General features: G+C 69.2%; 19 protein-coding genes and 1 tRNA gene. All 20 read right to left on the reverse strand.

Annotation, left to right across the window (positions count from 1 at the left end):
* The 20 genes from recN to Q7W02_02950 all read right to left on the reverse strand — a co-directional run bounded on the left by recN (position 1) and on the right by Q7W02_02950 (position 21,174).
* Positions 1–1,713: a DNA repair protein RecN gene (recN, locus tag Q7W02_02855; protein ID MDO8475130.1), complete on the reverse strand. Its 1,713-nt coding sequence runs from the start codon at positions 1,711–1,713 to the stop codon at positions 1–3.
* 107 nt (positions 1,714–1,820) lie between these two features.
* Positions 1,821–2,678 (reverse strand): NAD(+)/NADH kinase, encoded by an 858-nt coding sequence (locus Q7W02_02860; protein ID MDO8475131.1) that lies wholly within the window; start codon positions 2,676–2,678, stop codon positions 1,821–1,823.
* Entirely contained in the window at positions 2,675–3,550 is an 876-nt protein-coding gene (locus tag Q7W02_02865) for a TlyA family RNA methyltransferase (GenBank protein ID MDO8475132.1), read from the reverse strand. Before Q7W02_02865 ends, Q7W02_02860 begins: the two co-directional genes overlap by 4 nt.
* Positions 3,547–6,054: a mannose-1-phosphate guanyltransferase gene (locus tag Q7W02_02870; GenBank protein MDO8475133.1), complete on the reverse strand. Its 2,508-nt coding sequence runs from the start codon at positions 6,052–6,054 to the stop codon at positions 3,547–3,549. The genes Q7W02_02865 and Q7W02_02870 overlap by 4 nt, the downstream gene beginning before the upstream one ends.
* A gap of 86 nt (positions 6,055–6,140) precedes the next feature.
* Entirely contained in the window at positions 6,141–6,878 is a 738-nt protein-coding gene (locus Q7W02_02875) for a rhomboid family intramembrane serine protease (protein ID MDO8475134.1), read from the reverse strand.
* An 8-nt stretch (positions 6,879–6,886) separates the two neighbouring features.
* Positions 6,887–7,639 (reverse strand): phosphonate ABC transporter, permease protein PhnE, encoded by a 753-nt coding sequence (gene phnE, locus Q7W02_02880; GenBank protein ID MDO8475135.1) that lies wholly within the window; start codon positions 7,637–7,639, stop codon positions 6,887–6,889.
* Complete coding sequence (phnC, locus tag Q7W02_02885) at positions 7,636–8,379, reverse strand: phosphonate ABC transporter ATP-binding protein (protein MDO8475136.1); 744 nt, start codon at positions 8,377–8,379, stop codon at positions 7,636–7,638. Before phnC ends, phnE begins: the two co-directional genes overlap by 4 nt.
* The gene (locus Q7W02_02890; GenBank protein ID MDO8475137.1) at positions 8,376–8,756 is read right to left on the reverse strand and encodes a histidine triad nucleotide-binding protein; all 381 of its coding nucleotides are present in this window, start codon (positions 8,754–8,756) and stop codon (positions 8,376–8,378) included. The genes phnC and Q7W02_02890 overlap by 4 nt, the downstream gene beginning before the upstream one ends.
* 268 nt (positions 8,757–9,024) lie before the next feature.
* Positions 9,025–9,100 (reverse strand) — tRNA-Ala (locus Q7W02_02895).
* Between the two features lie 91 nt (positions 9,101–9,191).
* Positions 9,192–9,998 carry a slipin family protein gene (locus Q7W02_02900; protein ID MDO8475138.1) on the reverse strand — a complete coding sequence of 269 codons (807 nt, stop codon included), beginning with the start codon at positions 9,996–9,998 and terminating at the stop codon, positions 9,192–9,194.
* A 20-nt stretch (positions 9,999–10,018) separates the two neighbouring features.
* Positions 10,019–11,329, reverse strand: coding sequence for a nodulation protein NfeD (locus Q7W02_02905; protein ID MDO8475139.1), 1,311 nt, complete (start codon positions 11,327–11,329; stop codon positions 10,019–10,021).
* Between the two features lie 80 nt (positions 11,330–11,409).
* A complete protein-coding gene (locus tag Q7W02_02910; protein ID MDO8475140.1) occupies positions 11,410–12,627 on the reverse strand; it encodes a cysteine desulfurase in 1,218 nt (405 codons plus the stop codon).
* Complete coding sequence (locus Q7W02_02915; GenBank protein ID MDO8475141.1) at positions 12,624–12,995, reverse strand: iron-sulfur cluster assembly scaffold protein; 372 nt, start codon at positions 12,993–12,995, stop codon at positions 12,624–12,626. Before Q7W02_02915 ends, Q7W02_02910 begins: the two co-directional genes overlap by 4 nt.
* A 16-nt stretch (positions 12,996–13,011) precedes the next feature.
* A complete protein-coding gene (locus Q7W02_02920; GenBank protein ID MDO8475142.1) occupies positions 13,012–14,055 on the reverse strand; it encodes a molybdopterin-binding protein in 1,044 nt (347 codons plus the stop codon).
* 18 nt (positions 14,056–14,073) lie between these two features.
* Positions 14,074–15,162 (reverse strand): XdhC family protein, encoded by a 1,089-nt coding sequence (locus Q7W02_02925; protein ID MDO8475143.1) that lies wholly within the window; start codon positions 15,160–15,162, stop codon positions 14,074–14,076.
* Entirely contained in the window at positions 15,159–16,316 is a 1,158-nt protein-coding gene (locus tag Q7W02_02930; GenBank protein MDO8475144.1) for a VWA domain-containing protein, read from the reverse strand. The genes Q7W02_02925 and Q7W02_02930 overlap by 4 nt, the downstream gene beginning before the upstream one ends.
* A gap of 4 nt (positions 16,317–16,320) precedes the next feature.
* Complete coding sequence (locus Q7W02_02935) at positions 16,321–17,211, reverse strand: MoxR family ATPase (GenBank protein ID MDO8475145.1); 891 nt, start codon at positions 17,209–17,211, stop codon at positions 16,321–16,323.
* A gap of 48 nt (positions 17,212–17,259) precedes the next feature.
* Entirely contained in the window at positions 17,260–17,850 is a 591-nt protein-coding gene (locus Q7W02_02940; GenBank protein MDO8475146.1) for a nucleotidyltransferase family protein, read from the reverse strand.
* Between the two features lie 64 nt (positions 17,851–17,914).
* Positions 17,915–18,775 carry a xanthine dehydrogenase family protein subunit M gene (locus Q7W02_02945; protein ID MDO8475147.1) on the reverse strand — a complete coding sequence of 287 codons (861 nt, stop codon included), beginning with the start codon at positions 18,773–18,775 and terminating at the stop codon, positions 17,915–17,917.
* 11 nt (positions 18,776–18,786) lie between these two features.
* Entirely contained in the window at positions 18,787–21,174 is a 2,388-nt protein-coding gene (locus tag Q7W02_02950; GenBank protein MDO8475148.1) for a xanthine dehydrogenase family protein molybdopterin-binding subunit, read from the reverse strand.
* Positions 21,175–21,185: the final 11 nt, after the last annotated feature.

The following is a 21,185-nucleotide window of genomic DNA, read 5'->3' on the forward strand; positions in this document are numbered from 1 at the left end:
CTACCCGGCTGGTCGAGCGGCCCGGAGGAGTTCACGCGCGTGCCGCCGCGAGGCCTCGGTCACGTGCTCACCGCCCAGCATCCGCGCGACTTCTTCCACACGGCCGCCCGCGTCCAGCGCCGTCACCGTCGTCCGCGTGGCAGCCTTGGCCACGCGCTTCTCCACGAGCAGGTGGTGCTCGGCGTAGGCGGCGATCGGGGCGAGGTGCGTCACGCACAGCACCTGGCGCCCCGCGGCGGTCTGACGGAGCTTCTGTCCCACCGCGTCGGCGACGCGCCCGCCTATGCCGGCGTCCACCTCGTCGAAGACCATGCTCGGCACATCCTCGGCCGCCGCCAGGATGGTCTTGATCGCGAGCATGGTCCGCGACAGCTCACCGCCCGAGACGACCTTCGCCAGCGGCTTCAGCTCCTCTCCAGGGTTGGCCGACAGAAGGAATTCGACCGTCTCCGCCCCCCGGACGCCGAGGCGCCAGCCGCCCGGCCCGCTCGAGAGGTCCCCCTCCCCGGCCGCCTCCCGCCGGAGCGGCGAGCGGAAACGCGCGTGCTCCATGCCGAGGGAACGCAGCTCGCGCTGGATCAGCCGCTCGAGTCGCTGCGCCGCCTCCGCCCTGGACTCCGACAGGACCGCCGCCGCCCGCGCCGCGCTCTTGGCCGCCTCCGCCACCTCGCGCTCCGTCTCCTCGGCGATGGCGTCGTGATGCTCGATCCTGTCGAGCGCCCGGGCGATCTCCTCCCGGTAGGCGGCGACGGCAGCCGCGGTCTCGCCGTACTTGCGCTTGACGTTGCCTATGGCGTCGAGGCGCTCGTCGATCTGCCTCAGCCGGTCCGGATCCATGACCGCCCGGTCGCGGAGCCCGCGCGCCCGCGCGACGGCGTCCTCGACATAGGCCTGCGCGCCCTCGAGCGCCTCGATGGGCGTGGCGACGTCGGGGTCGAAGCGCGACAGCTCCCGAAGCAGCGCGGCGGCGCGGCCGATTCCCGAGCCGGCCGCCTGCGGGTCCTCGTGCAGGAGCCCCATGACTTCCTGAAGGCCGGCGAAGATCCGCTCGGCGTTCTGGAGCCGCCGGCGCTCCGCGCGGAGCTCGTCCTCCTCGCCTTCGCGGAGCTCCGCCGCGTCGATTTCGGAGATCTCCCAGCGGAAGAGCTCCTGCTTGCGGGCCCCCTCGCGAGCGTCGTCGCGGATGCGGACGAGCTCAGCCCGCGCCGTCTCCCATCGGCGGCAGAGCGCGGCCAGCTTCGTCCGCGTCTCCTCGCACCCGGCGAAGCGGTCCAGCACGTCGAGCTGGCGCAGGGGCTCCATGAGCCGCTGGTGCTCGTGCTGGCCGTGGATCTCCACCAAGAGGTCGCCGAGGCGCTCGAGGAGCGCAACCGTCGCGGCCGAGTCGTTGACGAACACGCGGTGCCGCCCGGATCGCGAGAGCTCCCGCTTGACGACGAGCTGGCCGTCGGGGGCGGCGTGCCCGGCCTCGTCGAGCGCCGCCGCCACCGGGCCCGTGGCGGAGATGTCGAACACGGCCTCCACCGAGGCGGACTCGGCGCCCGTGCGGATGAGATCGGGCTGGGCGCGGGCGCCGCGGACCAGGAGGAGGGCGTCGATGACGATGGACTTGCCGGCCCCGGTCTCGCCGGTGAGGACGTTCAGCCCCGGCGCAAAGACGACGCGCGCTTCTTCCAGGACGGCCAGGTTCCGGATGGCGAGCTCGCGGAGCATCGCGGACGCCATCCTACGACGCGCGGGACGTCGGGCTCAAGACGTATCCCCCCGGGGGCTCAAGACGTATCCCCAGGGTCACAGGCCCGCGTCACCGGCTTCCCACCTTAGCGCTCTCCCCACTTGAGCTTGGTCCGCAGCACGGAGAAAAAGTGCTTCTGCGGGAAGCGGAGAAGCCGGATGCGCGCCGCCGCCTGGTGGACCGCCACGACGTCGGCCTCCTTGAGGGCGAAGCCGACCTGCCCGTCGAGGGTGAGCATCACGTCCTGGTCGGACTGGAGCGTCACCTCGATGCGCTGGTCAGCGGGCAGCACGATCGGACGGTTCGTGAGCGTGTGCGAGCAGATCGGCGTCAGCACAACCGCGGGCATGGTCGGGAAGACGATAGGGCCGCCCGCCGAGAGGCAGTAGGCTGTGGAGCCCGTCGGTGTCGAGATGATGAGCCCGTCGGCGCGGTAGGCCGTGGCGAACTGCCCGTCCACCGACACCGCCAGGTTGATGATGCGGCTCATCGCCGACTTGGTGATCACCACGTCGTTGAGCGCCACGTACTCCGACAGCCGCTCTCCGTGGCGCCACACCTGTGCGGCGAGCATCACGCGCTCCTCGATCACGAGCCCGCCCGCGAGGAAAGCCTCCAGCGCCGGGAAGAGCTCCTCCTTGGTCAGGGCCGTCAGAAAGCCCAAGCCGCCCAGGTTCACGCCGAGTATGGGCACGCTCAGGTCGCCAACGAGCCGAGCCATGGAGAGCAGCGTGCCGTCCCCGCCCAGCACGAGCAGCAGGTCCACCTGGCCCGGTAGATCGGGCTTTCGCGCAGTCGCCGCCTTGGTGTCCGGGCAGAGCCCCGCCGTCTCCTTCTCGAGGACCGGCTGGAGCCCTCGCTCCGCGCACCAGGCGAGCAGTCGCTCTACGACCTCACGGGCATCCGCCCGGTCGGTCTTGGCGACGACGCCGATCCGCTTCATGCGGGTTCGGCGGATTCCGCCGCGTGGGCAATGAGCGCGTCGAGATCGGGGGCGGTGCGGCCCGCGCGCGTCAGATGGAGGAAGAACTCGCGGTTGCCCTTGGGCCCCTTGAGCGGCGATGCCGTAACGCCCCGCACGTGCCAGCCGTGCAGGACGCAAAAGCGGGCGACGCGGGAGACGACCGTCCGGTGATGGGCGGCATCCCGGACCACTCCGCCCTTGCCCACCAGGCCCTTGCCGATCTCGAACTGCGGCTTGACGAGCGCCACCGCCTCCCCGTCGAGCGTCAGCACCGCGAACACGGACGGCAGGACCTTCTCGAGGGAGATGAAGGAGACGTCGAGGGTGGCGAGGCCCGGCGCGTCCGGGAACGCGTCCGGGGGCAGCTGGCGGGCATTCGTCTTTTCCATCACCACGACACGTCCGTCGGCCCGGAGGGACGCGTCGAGCTGTCCCTGCCCCACGTCCACCGCGTACACGCGAGAGGCGCCGGCCTCGAGCAGGCAGTGCGTGAAGCCGCCCGTGGACGCGCCGACGTCGATACAGACCCTCCCCTTGGGCGAGACGGCGAAGGCGTCCAGGGCATGCACGAGCTTGTCGCCGCCCCGGCTCACGAACTTCGGCCGCGCGGTCACGCGCAGGTCGGCGCTGGGGGCGACCAGGACGCCGGGCTTGTCCACGCGCTTTCCGTCCACCGTGACGGCGCCGGCCAGGAGCAGGCGAGCCGCCTTTTCGCGGCTGTCGCACAAACCCCGGGCCACCAGCGCCACGTCGATACGCTCCTTGACCTTCGCCTGCCCGGCACCCCCGGCCCGACTCCTCGGCTCCTGCACGGCTCCGGGGTTCGGCTTCTTCATGGTCGCCTTCTTCACGCAGGCTCCTTTCTCCAACCAGTGATGCGGTCGCGGAACTCTTCCGCCAGCCGCTGGGCACGATCCCGATTGGCCGACTCGGCCACCACATGGAACGTCGCTCGGTCCGCGTCCGGAATCGCCGCCACCCAGTCATCACCCATGCTGACCCGCACACCCTCGATCAACTCGACGCTGCCGCCCTTGGTCGCCTGGATCAGCCGCCGCATCACCGCGCCCTTGCGCTCGTCCGGGCACGGCACTTCGAGCCGCGCGACGTGACTCTCGGGGACGGCCCGCGTGAGCTGATGCAGCCGCACGTCGAGCCGCGCCATCATCTCGAGGATCCGCACGACCGCCGACATGCCGTCGAACGCCGGGTGGAAGCTCGGGAAGATCAGCCCGCCCAGCTCCTCGCCCACCAGCGCGACGTCGGGCGCCAGAGCGGCCTCGGTCAGCGCCCGCGCGGTCCCGCGGGAGCGCGTGACCTGGAACCCGTGCTCTTCGGCCATCCGCTCGACCGCCCGCGATGCGGTGACCGGCACCACGATGCGGCCGGACGGCCGCGTGCGCATCACCAGGAGCGCGACTAAGGCCAGCGTCAGGTCGCCCCCGAGGATCTCGCCCTTCTCATCGACCAGGAAAACTTTCTCGCCCCCCGTATCGAGGAGCACCCCGAGATCCGCCCCGAGCGTGCGGACGATGTTGGACAGCTGGTGCAGCGAACGCTCGAACTCCTCCGCGGTCTTGGAGATCTTCGTCTCGTCCAGGTAGGCGTTGAGCGAGATGACCTCGACCCCGAGCGCGCCGAGCACGGAGGGAAAGATGGACGACGCGGAGCCGAAGGCGTAGTCGAGGACCATCCGCAGGCAGGCCCGGCGGACCACCTCGCGGTCCACTGAGCCGAGCAGCCCGTCCCGGTACCTGTCCGTGCCCGCGTGCGGAAAGGACAGGGTCCCAATGCCGTCCATAGGCGCCCGCTCGAAGTCCTCCATGAAGAACAGGCGCTCCATCGCCTTTTCCTTGTCCGGAGCCAGCTCGAGTCCCCGCGAATCGAAGAACTTGATGTCGAGCAGCTGGGGATCGTAGGGGGACTTCCGCACGTGGCTACCGCCCGCCAGGCCCAGCGCGGCGACCTGGTAGCGCACGACCGGGATCGGCGCCACGCCCAGGTCCTGCACGTCGACTCCCACGGACAAGAGGCCCGACATGAGCGCCCGGTTGATCATTCGCGAAGCCTTGTGGTGGTCTCGGCTCGTGATCATGACCCTGCGCCTGCCGACGATGGCCCCGCATGCGGCGCCGAGCTTGGCCGCGAACTCGGGCGATACCTCGATGTTGGCGAGCCCCGAGACTCCGTAGCGGCCGAAGAGCGACCGGCTCCAGCGCTCGCCCCACACGAGGCTCATGGCCAGCGTCGCGCCGTCCTCGACTTCCTTGTACGGCCAGACCTTCACGTTGGCCTTGACGACGCTTCCCTCGCCGATTCGGCAGAAATCCGCGATCACGACGCCCTCGGCCAGGAACGCGTTCGCCCCCACGACGCTCTTGCGCCCGATCACGGCCTCCTTGACCACGGCGCCCGGGCCGATCTCCACCGCGTCCCAGACGACGCTGCTCTCGACATCGGCCCCTGCCTGGATGACGGTCTCCGGCCCGATGACCGAGTTGGCGACGCGTGCCCCGGCCGCCACCTGCGCCCCGCGGCCGAGAATGACGGAGCCCGAGAGCCGCGCCGAGTGGTCCACGTGGGCGCCCTCGTCGAGCCACACCGTGTGCCCCTCCGTGACGTGCCGTTCCCCCGGGATGTCCACCCCGATCTTGCCCTGGAGGAGATCGAGGTGCGCCGTCCGGTACTCTGCCAGGTCGCCCACATCGCGCCAGTAGCCCTCCGCGACGTATCCCCAGAGCGGGCGGCCGCCGGCGAGGAGCGCCGGGAACAGCTCCTTCCCGAAATCGTAAGAGCGGCCCGCGGGGATGGCCGGGAACACCGAGGGCTCGAGGAGGTAGATGCCGGTGTTGATCGTGTCGCTGAACACCTCTCCCCACGCCGGCTTCTCGAGGAAGCGGAGCACCCGCCCCTCCTCGTCGGTGATCACGATCCCGTAGGCCAGGGGCAGCTCCACCCGGGTCAGTACCATGGTCGCCTCGGCGCCCCGGCCTTTGTGGAAGGCCGCGGCCCCGGCGAGGTCGATGTCCGTCAGGACGTCGGCCGATACGACCAGGACCGGCTCGTCCGAGTCACCGACCGCGAACTTCACCGCGCCGGCGGTCCCGAGATCGGCCGGCGGGGTGACATAGGTCATCTTGACGCCCCAGCGGCTGCCGTCGCCGAAGTAGGAGGTGATCGTGTCCGGCAGGAAGTAGAGCAGCACGCACAGGTCGGTGAAACCGTGCCGCTTCAGGAGCCGCACCATGTGCTCCATGACAGGGACGTTCCCGACGGGCACGAGCGGCTTGGGAAGGTGGGCGGTCAGCGGCCGGAGGCGCGTCCCGAACCCTCCGGCCATCACGACGGCCTTCACGAGGGGATCACCAAAGGGCCGGATCGAGGCGGAAACAGGTCACCGAGCATACCGAATTATAGCGGGAAATGCCCGGAAGGCGGAACTTACCAGGAACGGCCCGGACCGCCGTCCCCGGGGTTGCGCGGGCGTAGGACGAAGAGCAGAACCATCCCGGCGAGAAACCCTCCCAGGTGGGCGAACCAGGCTGTCTCCCCTCCCATGGCCTCGCCGCGACCGGTCGCAGCCCCCCACGTCGCCAGGCCGCTGACGAACTGGACGACGAACCACAAGCCGAGGACCAGGATGGCCGGGACGCGCACGATCCGGACGAAGAAGCCGAGAACAATGAGCGTCAGCACGTTCGCACGGGGAAAGAGCAGCAGGTAGGCGCCGAGCACGCCCGAAACCGCCCCGCTGGCCCCGATCATGGGCACGGAGGACGCGGCGCTGAGGGCGGTCTGGGCCGCCGCCGCGACCGCGCCTGAGACCAGGTAGAACAGCGTGAAGCGGGCGTGGCCCAAGGTGTCCTCGACGTTGTTGCCGAAGATCCAAAGGTAGAGCATGTTGCCGCCGACGTGCAGGAACCCTCCGTGGAGGAACATTGAAGTCAAGACTGTCAGCGTCGGCGGGAGCAGCCATGAGCCGGGCGAGCAGGCTCCCGTCAGGCGGCACGGCACGAGCCCGAACTCCAGGATGAAGTCGCGGGAGGCCCGGAGCCCGTCGGGTGAGCCCTCTCCCTGGAGGGAGAGTTGGTAAAGGAAGACCAGGATATTGAGCGCGATGAGCGCGACCGTGATGATCGGTGTGGTCCGGGTCGGGATGTCATCCTTAAGAGGGAACACTTGGCCGGCTAGACGAGCCGCGCGCGCAGCCGGGACGAGGCGAAATCCACGAGCATGACCATCGCCACGAGCACCAGCAACATGGTCGATGCCGCGGGGTAGTTCATCAGTCTCAGGTAGGTCTGAATATAGAACCCGATGCCTCCCGCTCCGACGAAGCCCAGCACGGTCGCCGCGCGGATGGTGGTCTCGAAGCGGTAGAGCGTGAAGGACAGGAACTGCGGCAAGAGCTGCGGGACCACGCCCCATCTCAGCACCTGGAGCCGCGTGGCGCCCACGGCCTCCACCGCCTCCACCGGGCCGGGATCCATGGCTTCGATGGCTTCGGAATAGAGCTTCGCGAGCACGGTCCCGGTATACACCACCACGGCCAATACGCCCGGAAAGGGTCCCAGCCCAACCGCAGCCACGAAGAAGAGCGCGTAGACGAGAGTGTCAATCGCCCGGAAGGCGTTGAGCGCGCTGCGTGTCCAGTAGAAGGTCCAACGGGGCGAGGTGTTTCTGGCCGCGGCGAAGGCGACGGGCAGCGCCAACACGGCGCCCACGGCCGTCCCTGCCACGGCGATCTGCAGCGTCTGCAGCGCGCCCCGGAGCGCCTGACCGAGCACCCTCAGGTCGGGCGGCAGCATGCGGCCGACGAAATCAAACATGAAGGGGACACCTTCGACGAGCCGCCCCAGCGACACCTCGGTGGACCACGCCGACCAGATGAAAGCGGCGGCGATCGCCAGCCCGCCCGCCCAACGTCGCCCGGTGCTCACAGCCGCTCTCCGCCGAAGATGGCCTCGGCCGCCGCCTGGGTCAATCCCTCGGGGGGCCCGTCATGGACGACACGTCCGGCCCGGAGCCCGACGATGCGCCGGCCGTAGGTCACCGCCAGGTCCAGCACGTGCAGCGAGGCAATGACGGTCAAGCCGTCCTGCCGGTTGATGTCCTGCAGGAGCTCCATCACCGAGCGGGATGACGCGGGGTCGAGGCTCGACATGGGCTCATCGGCCAGGAGCACGCGGGGCTCCTGGACGAGCGCGCGGGCGATGGCAACCCGCTGCTGCTGGCCGCCCGATAGCGTATCCGCTCTCCTGTCGTCGAGTCCCGCCAGGCCGACGCGCCCCAAGGTGCGCCGAGCCCGCTCGAGCTCCCCGCCGGGGAAGCGCCCGAGCAGGGAGCGCCACATGTCCACCCGGGACAGGGTGCCCACGAGGACATTCTCGAGGACGCTGAGCCGTTTGAGGAGGTTGAACTGTTGGAAGACGAAGCCGACGGTCGCCCGGACACCGCGAAGGCCGTTCCGGGAGGCACCCGTCACCGGCCGGCCGTCTACGCTCACCAGGCCGGCCGTCGGAGTCACGAGACCGTTGAGGCAGCGGAGGAACGTCGACTTGCCCGCGCCGCTCGAGCCGATCAGGGCAACGAACTCGCCCGCCCCGACGTCCAGCGTGACACCGTCGAGCGCCACGGTGCCGCTGGGGTAGCGCTTGGAGAGATCCCGGACCCGGATCACCCCCGCCGCCCTGCCGTCAGATGCCCTGCCGTCAGATGCCCTGCCGTCAGATGCCCTGCCGTCAGATGGAAGTGGAGGTGGTACACGACCTGCCCGCCCTCAGGCCCCGTATTGCACGAGAGGCGGTAGCCCCGCTCACCGTAGCCCGCGCGCTCCGCCAGGAGCCTCGCCACCCGCACGCAGTGGCCGGCCACCGTTTCGTCTCCAGGCTCGAGGCGCGCGAGCGACTCGATGTGCCGCTTCGGGACGATCAGGAGGTGGACCGGCGCCTTCGGGTAGAGGTCCTTGAAGGCGAGGACCCCTTCGTCCTCGTATTCGATCTCGGCCGGGCTTTCCCGCGCGATGATTCGGCAGAAGAGGCAGCCACCGCTCACCATCCACCCCGCCTCGTGTATACTCGTTTCCCTAGGCGCACGAGGCCCAGAGCATTCATCGCCACATCATTCGTCGAGGGAGACCGGGATGGGCACCTGCCCCAAGTGCAAGCTGACGATTCACAAGAACGGCAACCACACCAAGCTCGGGTCGGTCTGGTATCACAAGACCTGTCCCGCCAAGGCGGGCCGCGCCGCCAAGTAGCGCGCCCCCCGCCTCCACGCAGGACGGGGCGCCGGATCGCTCCGGCGCCCCGACGGTGTGTCCGAATGGTGGAGGGTAAGGGATTCGAACCCTCGACCTCGGCGTTGCGAACGCCGCGCTCTCCCAACTGAGCTAACCCCCCGAAGCAACCCGCTCATTCCGAAGCAACCCGCTCATTCTACCCGCGCCGCCCCGCGCCTACAAGCCGCACGGCGCCCCGACGGGATCTGTCCTCAGGGCTTGGGCGCCTGGCTCTCCCCGAGGGCGCGCAGGATCGGCGCGAACAGGTCGATGGGCAGCGGGAAGAACGTCGTGGTGTTCCGCTCCGACGCGATCTCCCGCATGGTCTGCAGATACCGGAGCTGGACCGCGATCGGGAAGCGGGTCAGGACGGCGGCCGCCTCGGCCAGCTTTGCCGCGGCCTGGAACTCGCCCTCCGCGTTGATGACCTTCGCCCGCCGCTCGCGCTCGGCTTCGGCCTGCTTCGACATTGCCCGCTGCATGTCCTGGGGCAGGTCCACGTTCTTGACCTCGACCGCGGCCACCTTCACGCCCCACGGGGTCGTGTGCTGGTCGATGATGCGGGTCAGCTCCTCGTTGATCTTTTCCCGCGAGGCCAACAGGTCATCCAGCTCCTGCTGGCCCAGCACGCTCCGGAGCGTCGTCTGCGCCATCTGGGACGTCGCGTAGAGGTAGTCCTCGACACTGATCACAGCCTTGTTGGCGTCGAGCACGCGGAAGAAGATGACCGCGTTGACCTTGACCGAGACGTTGTCGCGCGTGATCACGTCCTGCGGCGGCACGTCCATGACGACCGTCCGCAGGCTCACCTTGACCATCTTGTCGACGAAGGGAATCAGCAGGATGAGCCCGGGGCCGGTGCCGTCGCCGCCCGGGTTGATGATGGCCGGCGACTGCCGGCCGAAGCGGAAGATGACCGCCCGCTCGTACTCGCGCAGGATCCGCACCGAGTTGAGCAGGACGAAGAAGGCGATGATGACGACAGGGATCAGGCCGAGCGTCCAGTCGAGACCACGCATGGTCGGAGCCTCCTAAGGGGTTAGGGCCTGTCGCCCGCGCGGCTGACCCTGAGCGTCAGCCCATCCACCGCAGTCACGCGCACCTTCTCGCCTGCGGGGATCGCGCCCCCGTTGGCAACCGCGCGCCATATCTCGCCATCCACCTGCACCTGCCCGTCAGGTCCCCCGTCAGGTCCCAAGGCTGAGCGGGCTACCGCAAGGCGGCCCACCATGCTCTCCGGCCCCGTTACCGACGGCCTCATCATCGCGCGCACCCCCGCCGACACGGCCCAGCCAACGAGGCCCGCCATCGCGCCCACCGTCGGGAGGATCACCGTCCACGAGACACGGAACCCCAACTCCGGCGCCTCGTATAGCATGAAGGAGCCCAGGACCATGGCGACGACGCCTCCGATGGTGAGCACCCCGTGGCTCACGATCTTGATCTCCGCGATGAGCAGCGCCAGCCCGAACAGGATGAGCAGGACACCCGCCCAATTGATAGGCAGGCTCTGGAAGGCGAAGAAAGCGAGAATGAGGGAGATGCCGCCGATGACGCCCGGCAGGACCACGCCGGGGTTCTGCAGCTCGAAAAAGATCCCCAGCATGCCGACCATCATCAGGATGTACGCGATGTTGGGATCCGTGATGAGCGCGAGAAATCTGTCGCGGAACCCGACCTCGATCCGCTTCAGCTCCGCATTCCGCGTCTCGAGCGTCACGGTGCCACGCACGGTTTTGACGCTCCGGCCATCCACCTTGGCGAGCAGGTCCTGGAGGTTGTCTGCGATGAGATCCACGACCTTGAGCTTCACCGCCTCGCGCTCCGTCACCGAGACCGACGCGCGAACGGCCTTCTCCGCCCATTCGACATTGCGACCGCGTTCCGCGGCAAGGCTGCGGGCGAAGGCCGCCGCATCGTTCGCGACCTTCTTGGACATCTCCTTACCCATCTCGCCACCACTCGCCGCCACGGGGTGGGCCGCGCCGATGTTGGTGGCGGGGGCCATCGCCGCCACGTGCGCGGCCATGGTGATGAAGACGCCGGCCGAAGCCGCTCGAGCGCCCGTCGGAGCGACGTAGACGATGACGGGGATCTCGGCGTTGAGGATCGTCTGCGCCATGGTGCGCATGGAGCGCTCGAGTCCGCCCGGCGTGTTGAGCTGGACCACGAGCGCCTGGGCGCGCTCGGCCTGCGCGCGCTCGACCGCGGCGGTCAGGAGGCGCGCGGTGACCGGCGTGATCGCGCCATCGATGTCGATCACCGCCACGGGCTGCGCCGCGCGCGCCGGTCCCGCGCCGGCCAGGGCCAGGCTCGCGAGCACCGCACCGGTGACCATCATCTTTCGCATAGGACTCCCCGCTTGGCGCATAGGACTCCCCCCTTGGCGCATACGACCCTCCCTTCGGCCGGGAAGCTCCAGAGGCCGGATCAGAGCGCGCCGCGAAGGCCTTCGACCGCCTCGGCCAGGCGCACGATCTCGGCGGACGTATTGTAGACCGAAAAGCTCGCGCGGAGCGTCCCGACGATCCCGAGCCGCTTCATGAGCGGCTGGGCGCAGTGGTGCCCCGCGCGGACGGCGATGCCCCGCTCGTCGAGGAGCGCCGCCCCGTCGTGCGGATGGATGCCTTCCACGTTGAATGCCACCACGGCCCCCTTGAGCTCGGGGTTCCGTGGGCCGTACAGGGTGACCCCAGGGATCGTCTCGAGAGCCTCGAGCGTCAGCCTGCAGAGCTCCCGCTCGTGGGCTTCGACCCGCCCCATCCCGAGCTTGTCGAGATACTCCACCGCGGCGTGGAGGCCGACGGCCTCGGCGATGGGCGGCGTCCCCGGCTCGAAGCGCCACGGAAGATCGTTCCACTGCGCATGATCGATCCATACTTCCTTGATCATCTCGCTGCCGCCCATCCCCGGTTCGAGCCCCTCGAGCGTCTCGCGGCGGCCGTACAGGACCCCGATGCCCGTGGGCCCCAGCATCTTGTGACCCGAGAAGACGTAAAAGTCGCAGCCGAGCGCCGCCACGTCCAGCGCCAGATGCGGCGCCGCCTGGGCGCCGTCGAGGAGCACCAGCGCCCCCGCCTCGCGGCTTTTGCGAACGAGGTCGGCCACCGGGTTGATGGTCCCGAGCACGTTCGAAACGTGCGCCACCGTCACGAGCCTCGTGCGCGGCGAAAGCAGGCGGGCAAAGGCGTCCATGTCGAGGAAGCCGGCGTCGGTGACCGGGACGGCCTTCAGGACCGCTCCCCGCTCCCGGCACACCATCTGCCACGGGATCAGGTTCGAGTGGTGCTCCATCTCCGTGACGACAATCTCGTCGCCTTGCCTCAGCGTGCCCGCCACCGCGCGGGCGATCACGTTGATGCCCTCAGTGGTCCCGCGCGTGAAGATGACCTCCTCGCGGAACCGCGCGCCGATGAACCCGCGCGCGGCGTCCCTCGCGGCCTCGTAGAGCTCCGTCGCCTCCTCGCCCAGCGTGTGGATCGAGCGGTGGACGTTGGCGTGACTGCGCTCGTAGTAGCGCTGCATGGCTTCCAAGACCTGCCGGGGCTTCTGGCTCGAGGCCGCGGAGTCGAGGTAGACGAGAGGCTGGCCGTGGATCTGGCGAGCCAGGATGGGAAAGTCGGGCCGCGTCCTCTCGCCGAGCGTCACAGCGCCACCTCCCGCCCCTCGAGCGCGCCCTGGAGCACCGAGAGCGGCAGCGTCACACACTTGAACCGCGTCGGCCGGATGTCGGCCTCGAGCCGCTCGAGGAGCGCCGCGGGCTCGACGGCGGCCGCCTCCTCCACCGTGCGTCCGATCACCATCTCGAGCAGCAGGTCGGCCGACGCGGCGCAGATCGCGCAGCTGTCGCCTCGATGGCGCGCATCCGAGAGGCGTCCGTCGGCGATCCGGCACTCGATACGGATCCGGTCGCCGCAGAGCGGGTTGACGCCCTCGAAGGCGAGGTCCGGCAGCAGCAGCTCACCCCGGAATCGAGGCCGCCTGAACCGCTCGCGGATGACGCTGCTGTAGATCATTCAGCTACTCTGGCCGCTACTCGGGCAGCTCGCCGCGCGCAGCGCTCTGCCGGTACGGCGGGAAGCGCCACGCGCTGTCGCGCGACAGCAGCCCCCCGTGACCGATCGCCGCCAGGTCGGCATGGTCCACCGTCTCGCCGGCGAGGATCCGGGGCAGGACGAGATCGAAGGAAGTTGCCTGGGAGAACATCCCGCAGGCCGGCATGCCGAGGACGGGGCAGTCGCGCCACCGCGCCAGCCACAGGAGGCTGCCCGGATGGGCCGGCGTTCCATGGCGCACCATCCGGCCGCCGGCCAGCTTGAGCCCTTCGAAGATCGCGTCGAGCGGGTCGAGCGAGGCGGCGCCCGCGGCGATGACGAGCTCAGCGCCTTCGGCGGCTAGCGCCTCGAGCCCGTCGGCAACGGCGCGCGCTTCGTCGGCGCAGTAGTGGACCGGCAAGAGACGGGAGCCGAGCCAGTCCACCTTCTCGCCGAGCGCGGCCTCGAACCGGATCCGCTGCTGGGCCGGCAGGCTCGCGCGGGTCAGCGCACCGATACGGCGGGGCGTGAAGGGCTTGACGGTGACGAGCCCGGTCGCGGCCCAGGCGCACTCCTCGGCCCGCTTCACGTGGGCCTCGCCGATCGCGAGCGGAACGATCTTGGCCCGCGCCACAGCCTCGCCCGCCTCGACGGGCTGGAGATCGTAGAGCGTGTAGACGGCCATCCCCTCCTGGGCATTGACCTCGGCCAGCGCCTCTCCGCGCACGCGCAGCAGCCCGCGGCGGGTCGCAGCCAGGGTCCACTGCCCGCCGCTGTAGCCTCGGACCTCCACTCCCTCTCCGGCAGCGGCTTGCGAGAGGCGCGCGCCGGCCGGCTCCTCGTGGATGTCGCCCGGCTCGAGCTCGAGCACGTGGATCTCGCGCCAGGACAGCGTCAGCAGTCGCGCGGCCGCGCCCGCGTCAAGGACCTGCCCTTTCTCCACCGCGACCTTCCCCTGCGCATCGCGCACGTCATGGCAGATGACCCGGCCTTCGAGCGCGGGGGCCGCCGCGCCGTCGCGGAGAATTCGGATCGCCTTCACGTCTTCAGCCCCCGGCCGTCATTTAAGTCCCCGGCGAACCTTCTCGCTGATCGGCAGGCAGGTGGCGCCGCGCTGGACGGCCAGCACCTCGGCCAGCACAGCCAGCGCGATCTCCGGCGCCGTCTGCGCCCCGAGATCGAGGCCGATCGGCACCCGCACCCTGCCGAGTGCGTCCTCACTGAGGCCATCTTCTCGCAAGAGGTCGAGTATTGCCTTGCCCCGCCGGCTCGATCCCAGGAGCCCGATATAGCCCACGGGCGTCCCGAGCGCGTGACGGAGCACCGGCAGATCGTACTTGTAGTCGTGCGCGACGAGGACCAGCGCCGTCGACGGCACCAGCGGGACGGCCCGGATCAGCTCGGACGGGATGCCGACCTTGAGCTCATCCACGTCGGGGAAGCGCTCGCGCGTGGCGAAGCGCGGCCGCCCGTCCACGACGATGGTCTTGAAGCCGAGAATGCGCGCGAGCGAGCAGAGCGGCATGGACACGTGACCGGCTCCCACGATCAGCATGATGGACGGCGGCGCGAAGACCTCCGCGAAGATGCGCGTCCCATCGACCGTCAGCGTCGAAGATTTGCCCGATCGGATCGGCCCCTGGGCTTCCGCAGCTGCGCGGTCGTTGAGGTCCGCGGAGCCGACGCTGCCCTCGCGCTCCCCGGTGTCGAGAAGGAGGAGCTTCGCGCCGTTGTCGGGGCCGTCGAGCCTGGTCAGCAAGGCGGACCGGCCGCCGGCTTCGCCGTGCTTCCGGAGCCGCTCGTAGAGCCTGAGCGTCTCGCCGCCCGGCTGTTGGAGGTCCACCGGCTCCACGAAAACCTCGATGGTCCCACCGCAGGTGAGCCCGATCTCCCACGCTTCCTCGTCGCCCAGATTGAGCTCGAGGAGCCTCGGCGCGTGCGCCGCGATCACCGAGGCGGATTCCTCGATGACTTGTGCGTCAACGCAGCCGCCGATGGTGACCGAGCCGAGCACGCGGCCGCCTTCGCCCACGAGCATCTTGGCGCCTTCCTTGCGCGGTGTCGTCCCCCGCGTGTTGACCAGGGTCGCCAGCGCCACCTTGCCTTCGGCGCTCTTCAGCCTGTCGAGATGGTCAAACAGTTCGCTCATCGCACCCTCAGATGAGAGGCGAGCTCTCTGAGGCTCGCGAGATTGTGCGCGGCGGCGAAATGGTCCACGAGCGGGAGCGCGGCGGCCATGCCGCGCGTCAGCGGCTCGTAGGATGGATTGCCGAGCAGCGGGTTGAGCCAGATGACCCGGGCGGCGCGACGCTTGAGCGTCAACATCTCCTGCACCAGGACGTCGGGCTCGCCGGTGTCCCAGCCGTCGGAGAGCAGCAGCACGATAGTCCGCCGGTCCACGAGGCGGCCCCACGTCTGGTTGAACTCTCGGATGGATTCACCGATGCGCGTGCCCCCGGAAAAGTCTCGCACTTCCGTCAGGCGCCGGAGCGCTCCCTTGTAGGACGGGCCGCGCAGGAGGTCGGAGACGCGGGTCAGACGCGTCGCGAAGGTGAAGGTCTCCACTCGCCCGAAGACGTTCTGCAGCGCGTAGAGGAACTGGAGCAGGAAGCGGCTGTAGAGATCCATGGAGCCCGACACGTCGCAGAGCAGCACGAGGCGCACCTTGCGGCGTCGCCGGGCGCGGCGCCGCAGCTCGATGATCTCGCCCTTCATGAGGTTGGCCCTCATGCTGCGCCGCAGGTCGATCACGCCCCCCCGCCGCGTGGGCTTGCGCCGCCGGCTCACCCGGCGCGCGAGCCGCCTCGCGATCTGCACGGTCAGCCGGGCGACCTCGTCGAGCTGCTCGGCGGGGAAGGTCGAGAAGTCCTGATCCATGAGCGCCTCGCGGTCGGAAAGGCCGGGCACCTCGACCGGCTCGTCGTCAGCGGCCTCGCCCTGGTCCCAGTCGTCGAGGGCCACCTGCGCCTGCTTCTCCCGCGCAGTCTCGATAGCGCCGGAATCCAGCTCCTCCTCTTGCCGGAAAGGTTGGACGGCGGCGATCAAGCCGTCGAGTCCCTGCCCATCTTCCGCGTGAAACCTCCAGAAGGCCTCGAAGCAGCGGTCGAAGGCGGGCTGTTCCTCCACGCGGCTCATGAGGACCGTTCGAAGCGCCAGGTAAACCTCGGCGCGGTCCATCAGGTCCACGGCCGCGAGAGCGCGGACGGCGTCCATGACCGCTGACGTGGTCACCGGCAGCCCGGAAGCGCGCAGCATGGCGCCGAAGGCCAGCGTGGCGCGCGTGAGGTCCCGGGGCGCCCCCATTGATTCAGCTCTGGGCGGCGACGAAGCGCCCGATACCGCCTGTGGCGAGCTCCCGCTTGAGACGCTTGATGTCGTCCGCATCCTTGACGACGCAGCCGAGCGTTTCCGTCACGAGCTCCTCGTCGAGGTGGTCGGCGTGCAACGACGAGAGCGCCTGGGCCCAGTCGAGCGTCTCGGCGACGCCCGGCGCCTTGGCCAGCCGGATGGTCCGGACCGTCTCCATGAAGCGCGAGATCTCCCTCGCCAGGCGCTCGTTGACGCCGGGGACTTTGCGCGTGACGATTCTCACTTCCTTGTCGAAGCCGGGGAAGTCGATCCAGAGGTAGAGGCAGCGGCGGCGCAGCGCGTCCGACAGCTCGCGGACGCGGTTCGAAGTGAGGATAACGTAGGGCGGTTGGGTCGCCTTGATCGTGCCGATTTCCGGGATCGTCACCTGGAAATCGGAGAGCACCTCAAGGAGAAAGGCCTCGAATTCCTCGTCGGCCCGGTCGATCTCGTCTATCAGTAGTACCGGAGGTGCTCCCGTCGCGCTGATGGCCTGCAGCAGCGGCCGCCTGATCAGAAAGGGCGGCGAGAAGATGGCCGCCTCCTTCTCCGACATCGTGTGCGCCGTGCTCTCCTCGAGCTTGATGTGCAGGAGCTGCTTGGGATAGTTCCATTCGTACAGCGCCTGGGCGGCGTCGAGCCCCTCGTAGCACTGGAGGCGGATCAGGCTGGTCCCGAGCATCCTCGCCATGACCTTGGCGACCTCGGTCTTGCCCACCCCGGCGTGCCCCTCGATGAGGAGCGGCTTCTTGAGGGTCATCGCCAGGTGGACGGACGTGGCGATGGCCGGGTCCGTGACGTAGTCGGCGGACTCCATCATCTCGTGGATCTTCTTGATCTCGGCTCTCATAGGCCTCTCAGTTTACCGCGGCCCTTCAGTTTACCGTGGCCACTCAGTCTACCGCGGATCGTCGGGGGGGCTCAGGCTCTCGTAGTCCTCCGGCGTGTCGATGTCCCTGGGCATAGGGGAGCCGATGTCGACCTGGGCCAGCCGTGACGGGTCCCGTAGGACGACGGCGCGCGCTCCACGGTCCCCCGCGAGTTCCAGCAGCTCGGGGAAGACCGAGGCGGCGAACAGGACGGGGTTGCCCAGGCCGTCGGCATACCGGGGCGCGGCAATGCACTTGCCGGGCCTCTTCAACGCTTCGAGCAGAGCCGGTATGACCTCTGCGGGGACGCCCGGCTGGTCGCCCAGGGCGATGAGAACGGCAGTGGTCCCCGCAGCCAGCGCGCGCACGCCGGCGCTCACGGAGGAGCCCTGCCCCGCCTCGGGGGTCGGATTGACCACGAAGCGCACCTCCAACCCGTCGAGCGCCCGCGCCAGCGCCTCGTGTTCCGGCGGGGCGACGACAAGCACGTGGCGGATGCCCGCCGAGATCACGCGCTCGACGGCATGCCGGATGATGGGCCTGCCCTCGACCTCCAGCAACAGCTTGGGGCGCCCCATCCGGCGGGACAGCCCGGCCGCAAGAATGATCGCAGCCGTCACCGCCGCCCCAAAAACACTCGCCCCGCGGACGTGAATCCGCGGGGCGCGATGGACTCGACCCGGATCACTTCTTGGCGGCCGCCGCCTCCATGGCACGCTTGGCGAAGACCCTGAGCAAGTGCTGCTTATACTCGACGGAGCCTTGGAGATCGGCCTGGACGTCCACGCCCTCCGCCGCGCTCGAAGCCGCCGCCTGGATCGAGGCCGCATCGGCGGGCTTGCCGGCTATGGCGGCTTCGACGCCCTTGGCACGTGTCGCCTTGGTGCCGGCACCCGTGATGCCGATGCTGGCCTTACTGATCTTGCCTCCGTCCAGGGTCAGGACCGCCGCGACGCCAACGACGGCGAAGCGTGAGGCCGGATGCGGGAACTTGGCGTAGGCGCACTTGACGTTCGCCCCACATGCCGGGACACGGATTTCCGTTAGAATCTCATTCTCTGCGAGCGCAGTAGTCAGAAGCGCCTTGAAGAAGTCATCGACCTTGATGGTCCGCTTGCCCTTGGGCCCCTCGGCCACGAGCTCGGCCCCGAGAGCGATGACAGCAGCCGGCCAGTCAGCGGCCGGGTCCGCGTGGGCGAGACTCCCTCCGAGAGTGCCCATGTTGCGCACCATGGGGTCGCCGATGTGACCCGCGACCTCCGGCAGGAGCGGGCACTTGCTCTTGAGGACGGCCGAGGACTCGATCGCGTAGTGGGTGGTCATGGCGCCGATGACGAGGGTGCCGCCCTCCTCCTTGACTCCGGCGAGCCCCGACACCTTGCCGATGTCGATAAGGTGCTTCGGCTGGGCCAGGCGCAGCTTCATCGCCGGGAGAAGGCTATGGCCGCCGGCGAGAAGCTTGGCCTCGTCCTTGTACTTGGCCAGGAGATCGACAGCCTCCTTGACCGTGCCGGCCGTGTGGTACTCGAACTGGGCTGGATACATGGGCGTCTCCCTTACTTCTTCGATTTGGCGGCCTGGATGGTCTTCCAGACCCGCTCAGGCGTGAGCGGCATGACTTCGATGTGGTCAACGCCGAAGCCCGACAGCGCGTCCACGACCGCGTTGACGACAGCCGGGGTGGAGGCGATGGTCCCCGTCTCTCCCGCCCCCTTGATGCCGAGCGGGTTGACCGGCGTTGGCGTCTCGGTGCGCGCGGTCTCGTACATCGGCAGCATGTCGGCCTTCGGCACCGCGTAGTCCATGAGGCTGCCGGTAACGAGCTGGCCGGACTCCTCGTCGTAGACCGCCCCCTCCCAGAGGGCTTGCGCCACGCCCTGGGCGATGCCGCCGTGGACCATCCCGTCGACGATCATCGGATTGATCACGTTCCCGACGTCGTCCACGGCCACGTACCGCACGATCTTCACGTGGCCGGTATCGCCATCGACCTCGACGACGCAGGCGTGGGCCCCGAACGGGAAGCAGAAGTTCGAGGGATCGTAGAAGCTCGTCTCCTCGAGCCCGGGCTCGAGGCCCTCGGGGTACTTGTGCGGCACGTAGGCGGTGAGGGCCACCGCGCCCCAGGGCACTGCCTTGCCGGGGGCACCGCGCACCTGGAACTGCCCACCGACGTACTCGATGTCGCTGGCCGAGGCCTCGAGGAGGTGCGCCGCGATCTTCTTGCCCTTCTCCAGGATCTTGTTGACCGACATGTGGAGCGCCGTGCCCCCCACCGAGGCGGAGCGGCTGCCGTAGGTGCCCATGCCGAACGGGATCGCCCCGGTGTCGCCGTGGACGACCTCGACCTGGTCGATCGGGATCTGGAGCCCGTCGGCCACGAGTTGGGCGAAGGTGGTCTCGTGCCCCTGGCCGTGCGAGTGTGAGCCCGTGTAGACCGTCACCCCTCCCGTCGGGTGCACGCGCACCTTGCCGGACTCGTACAGCCCGGCCCCGGCGCCGAGGGCGCCCACGAGCTTCGAGGGCGCGATGGAGCAGGCCTCGATGTAGGTCGAGAAGCCGACGCCGAGGTAGCGGCCCTTCTTCCGTGCCTCCGCCTGCTCGGCCCGGAACTTCTTGTAGTCGAACATCTGGAGGAGGCGGTCGAACGCCTTCGGGTAGTCGCCGCTATCGTAGGACACCGCCACCAGGGTCTGATACGCCCCCGAGAACTTCGGAATGAAGTTCTTCCGCCGGACGTCGGCGGGGTCCATCTTGAGGGCGGCCGCTGCGGCGTCGACCATCCGCTCGAGCACGTAACAGGCCTCGGGCCGGCCCGCACCCCGGTACGCGTCCACCGCGGTGGTATTGGTGAACACGCCGGTGACCTCGCAGCGGATGGCGCCGATGGTGTAGACGCCGTTCAGGAGCGTGCCGTAGAGGAAGGTCGGAACGGCGGGCCCGAAGGTGGAGAGGTACGCTCCCAGGTTCGCAGTCGTCTTGACGTGGAGGCCCAGGATCTTGCCGTCCTTGGACATCGCCATCGCGGCATCGGTGACGTGGTCTCGCCCGTGGGCGTCCGTCACGTACGCCTCTCGGCGCGTCGAGGTCCACCTGACGGGCCGCTTGAGCTGGCGCGACGCCCACGAGCAGACGACCTCTTCGTTGTAGAGGAAGATCTTGGAGCCGAAGCCGCCCCCCACGTCGGGAGAGATGACCCGCACCTTGTGCTCGGGAATGCCGAGGACAAAGGCGCACATCAGGAGGCGGTGCACGTGCGGGTTCTGCGACGTCACCCAGAGCGTCAGGTCGCCGGTCGACTCCTCAAAGCGCGCGACGCAGGCCCGCGGCTCCATCGCGTTGGCGACGAGCCGCTGGTTGACGATGCGCTTCTTGACGACGACGTCGGCGCTCTTGAACGCGGCATCGAGGTCGCCGCCTCCGAGCTCCCACTTGAAGGCGACGTTCCCCGGCGCGCCAGCGTGAATCTGCGCGGCTCCAGCCTGTGCGGCCCCGGCGGTTGCCGTCACCGAGGGCTTCGCCTCCCAGTCGACCGCCACGAGCTCGGCGGCGTCGAGAGCCGCGTCCTGGCTGTCGGCGATGACCACCGCAACGGGGTCCCCCACGTGGCGGGCCACGTCGGAGGTCAAGGGCATGTGGGGAACCATGGCCAGGTCCTGCACGACGCCGGGGACGTTCTTGTCCTTGCGAAGATCCCACCCGCACGGCAGCGAGTTGACGCCGGTCATATCCGTGCCCGTGAACACCGCCACCACGCCGGGGTACGCGAGGGCCTTCGCCGTGTCGATCTTCCGGATCTTCGCGTGCGCGTGAGGGCTCCGGACGAAGGCCGCATAGGTCATCCCGGGCAGCTTGAGATCGTCCGTGTAGTTGCCCTTTCCGGTGATGAAGCGCGGGTCCTCGCGCCGCTTGATGCTCGCGCCCAGCAGTCTTGCCGTCGCCATGGTCGAGCCTC

The sequence above is a fragment of the Candidatus Rokuibacteriota bacterium genome (assembly GCA_030647435.1).
Lineage (GTDB): Bacteria > Methylomirabilota > Methylomirabilia > Rokubacteriales > CSP1-6 > AR37.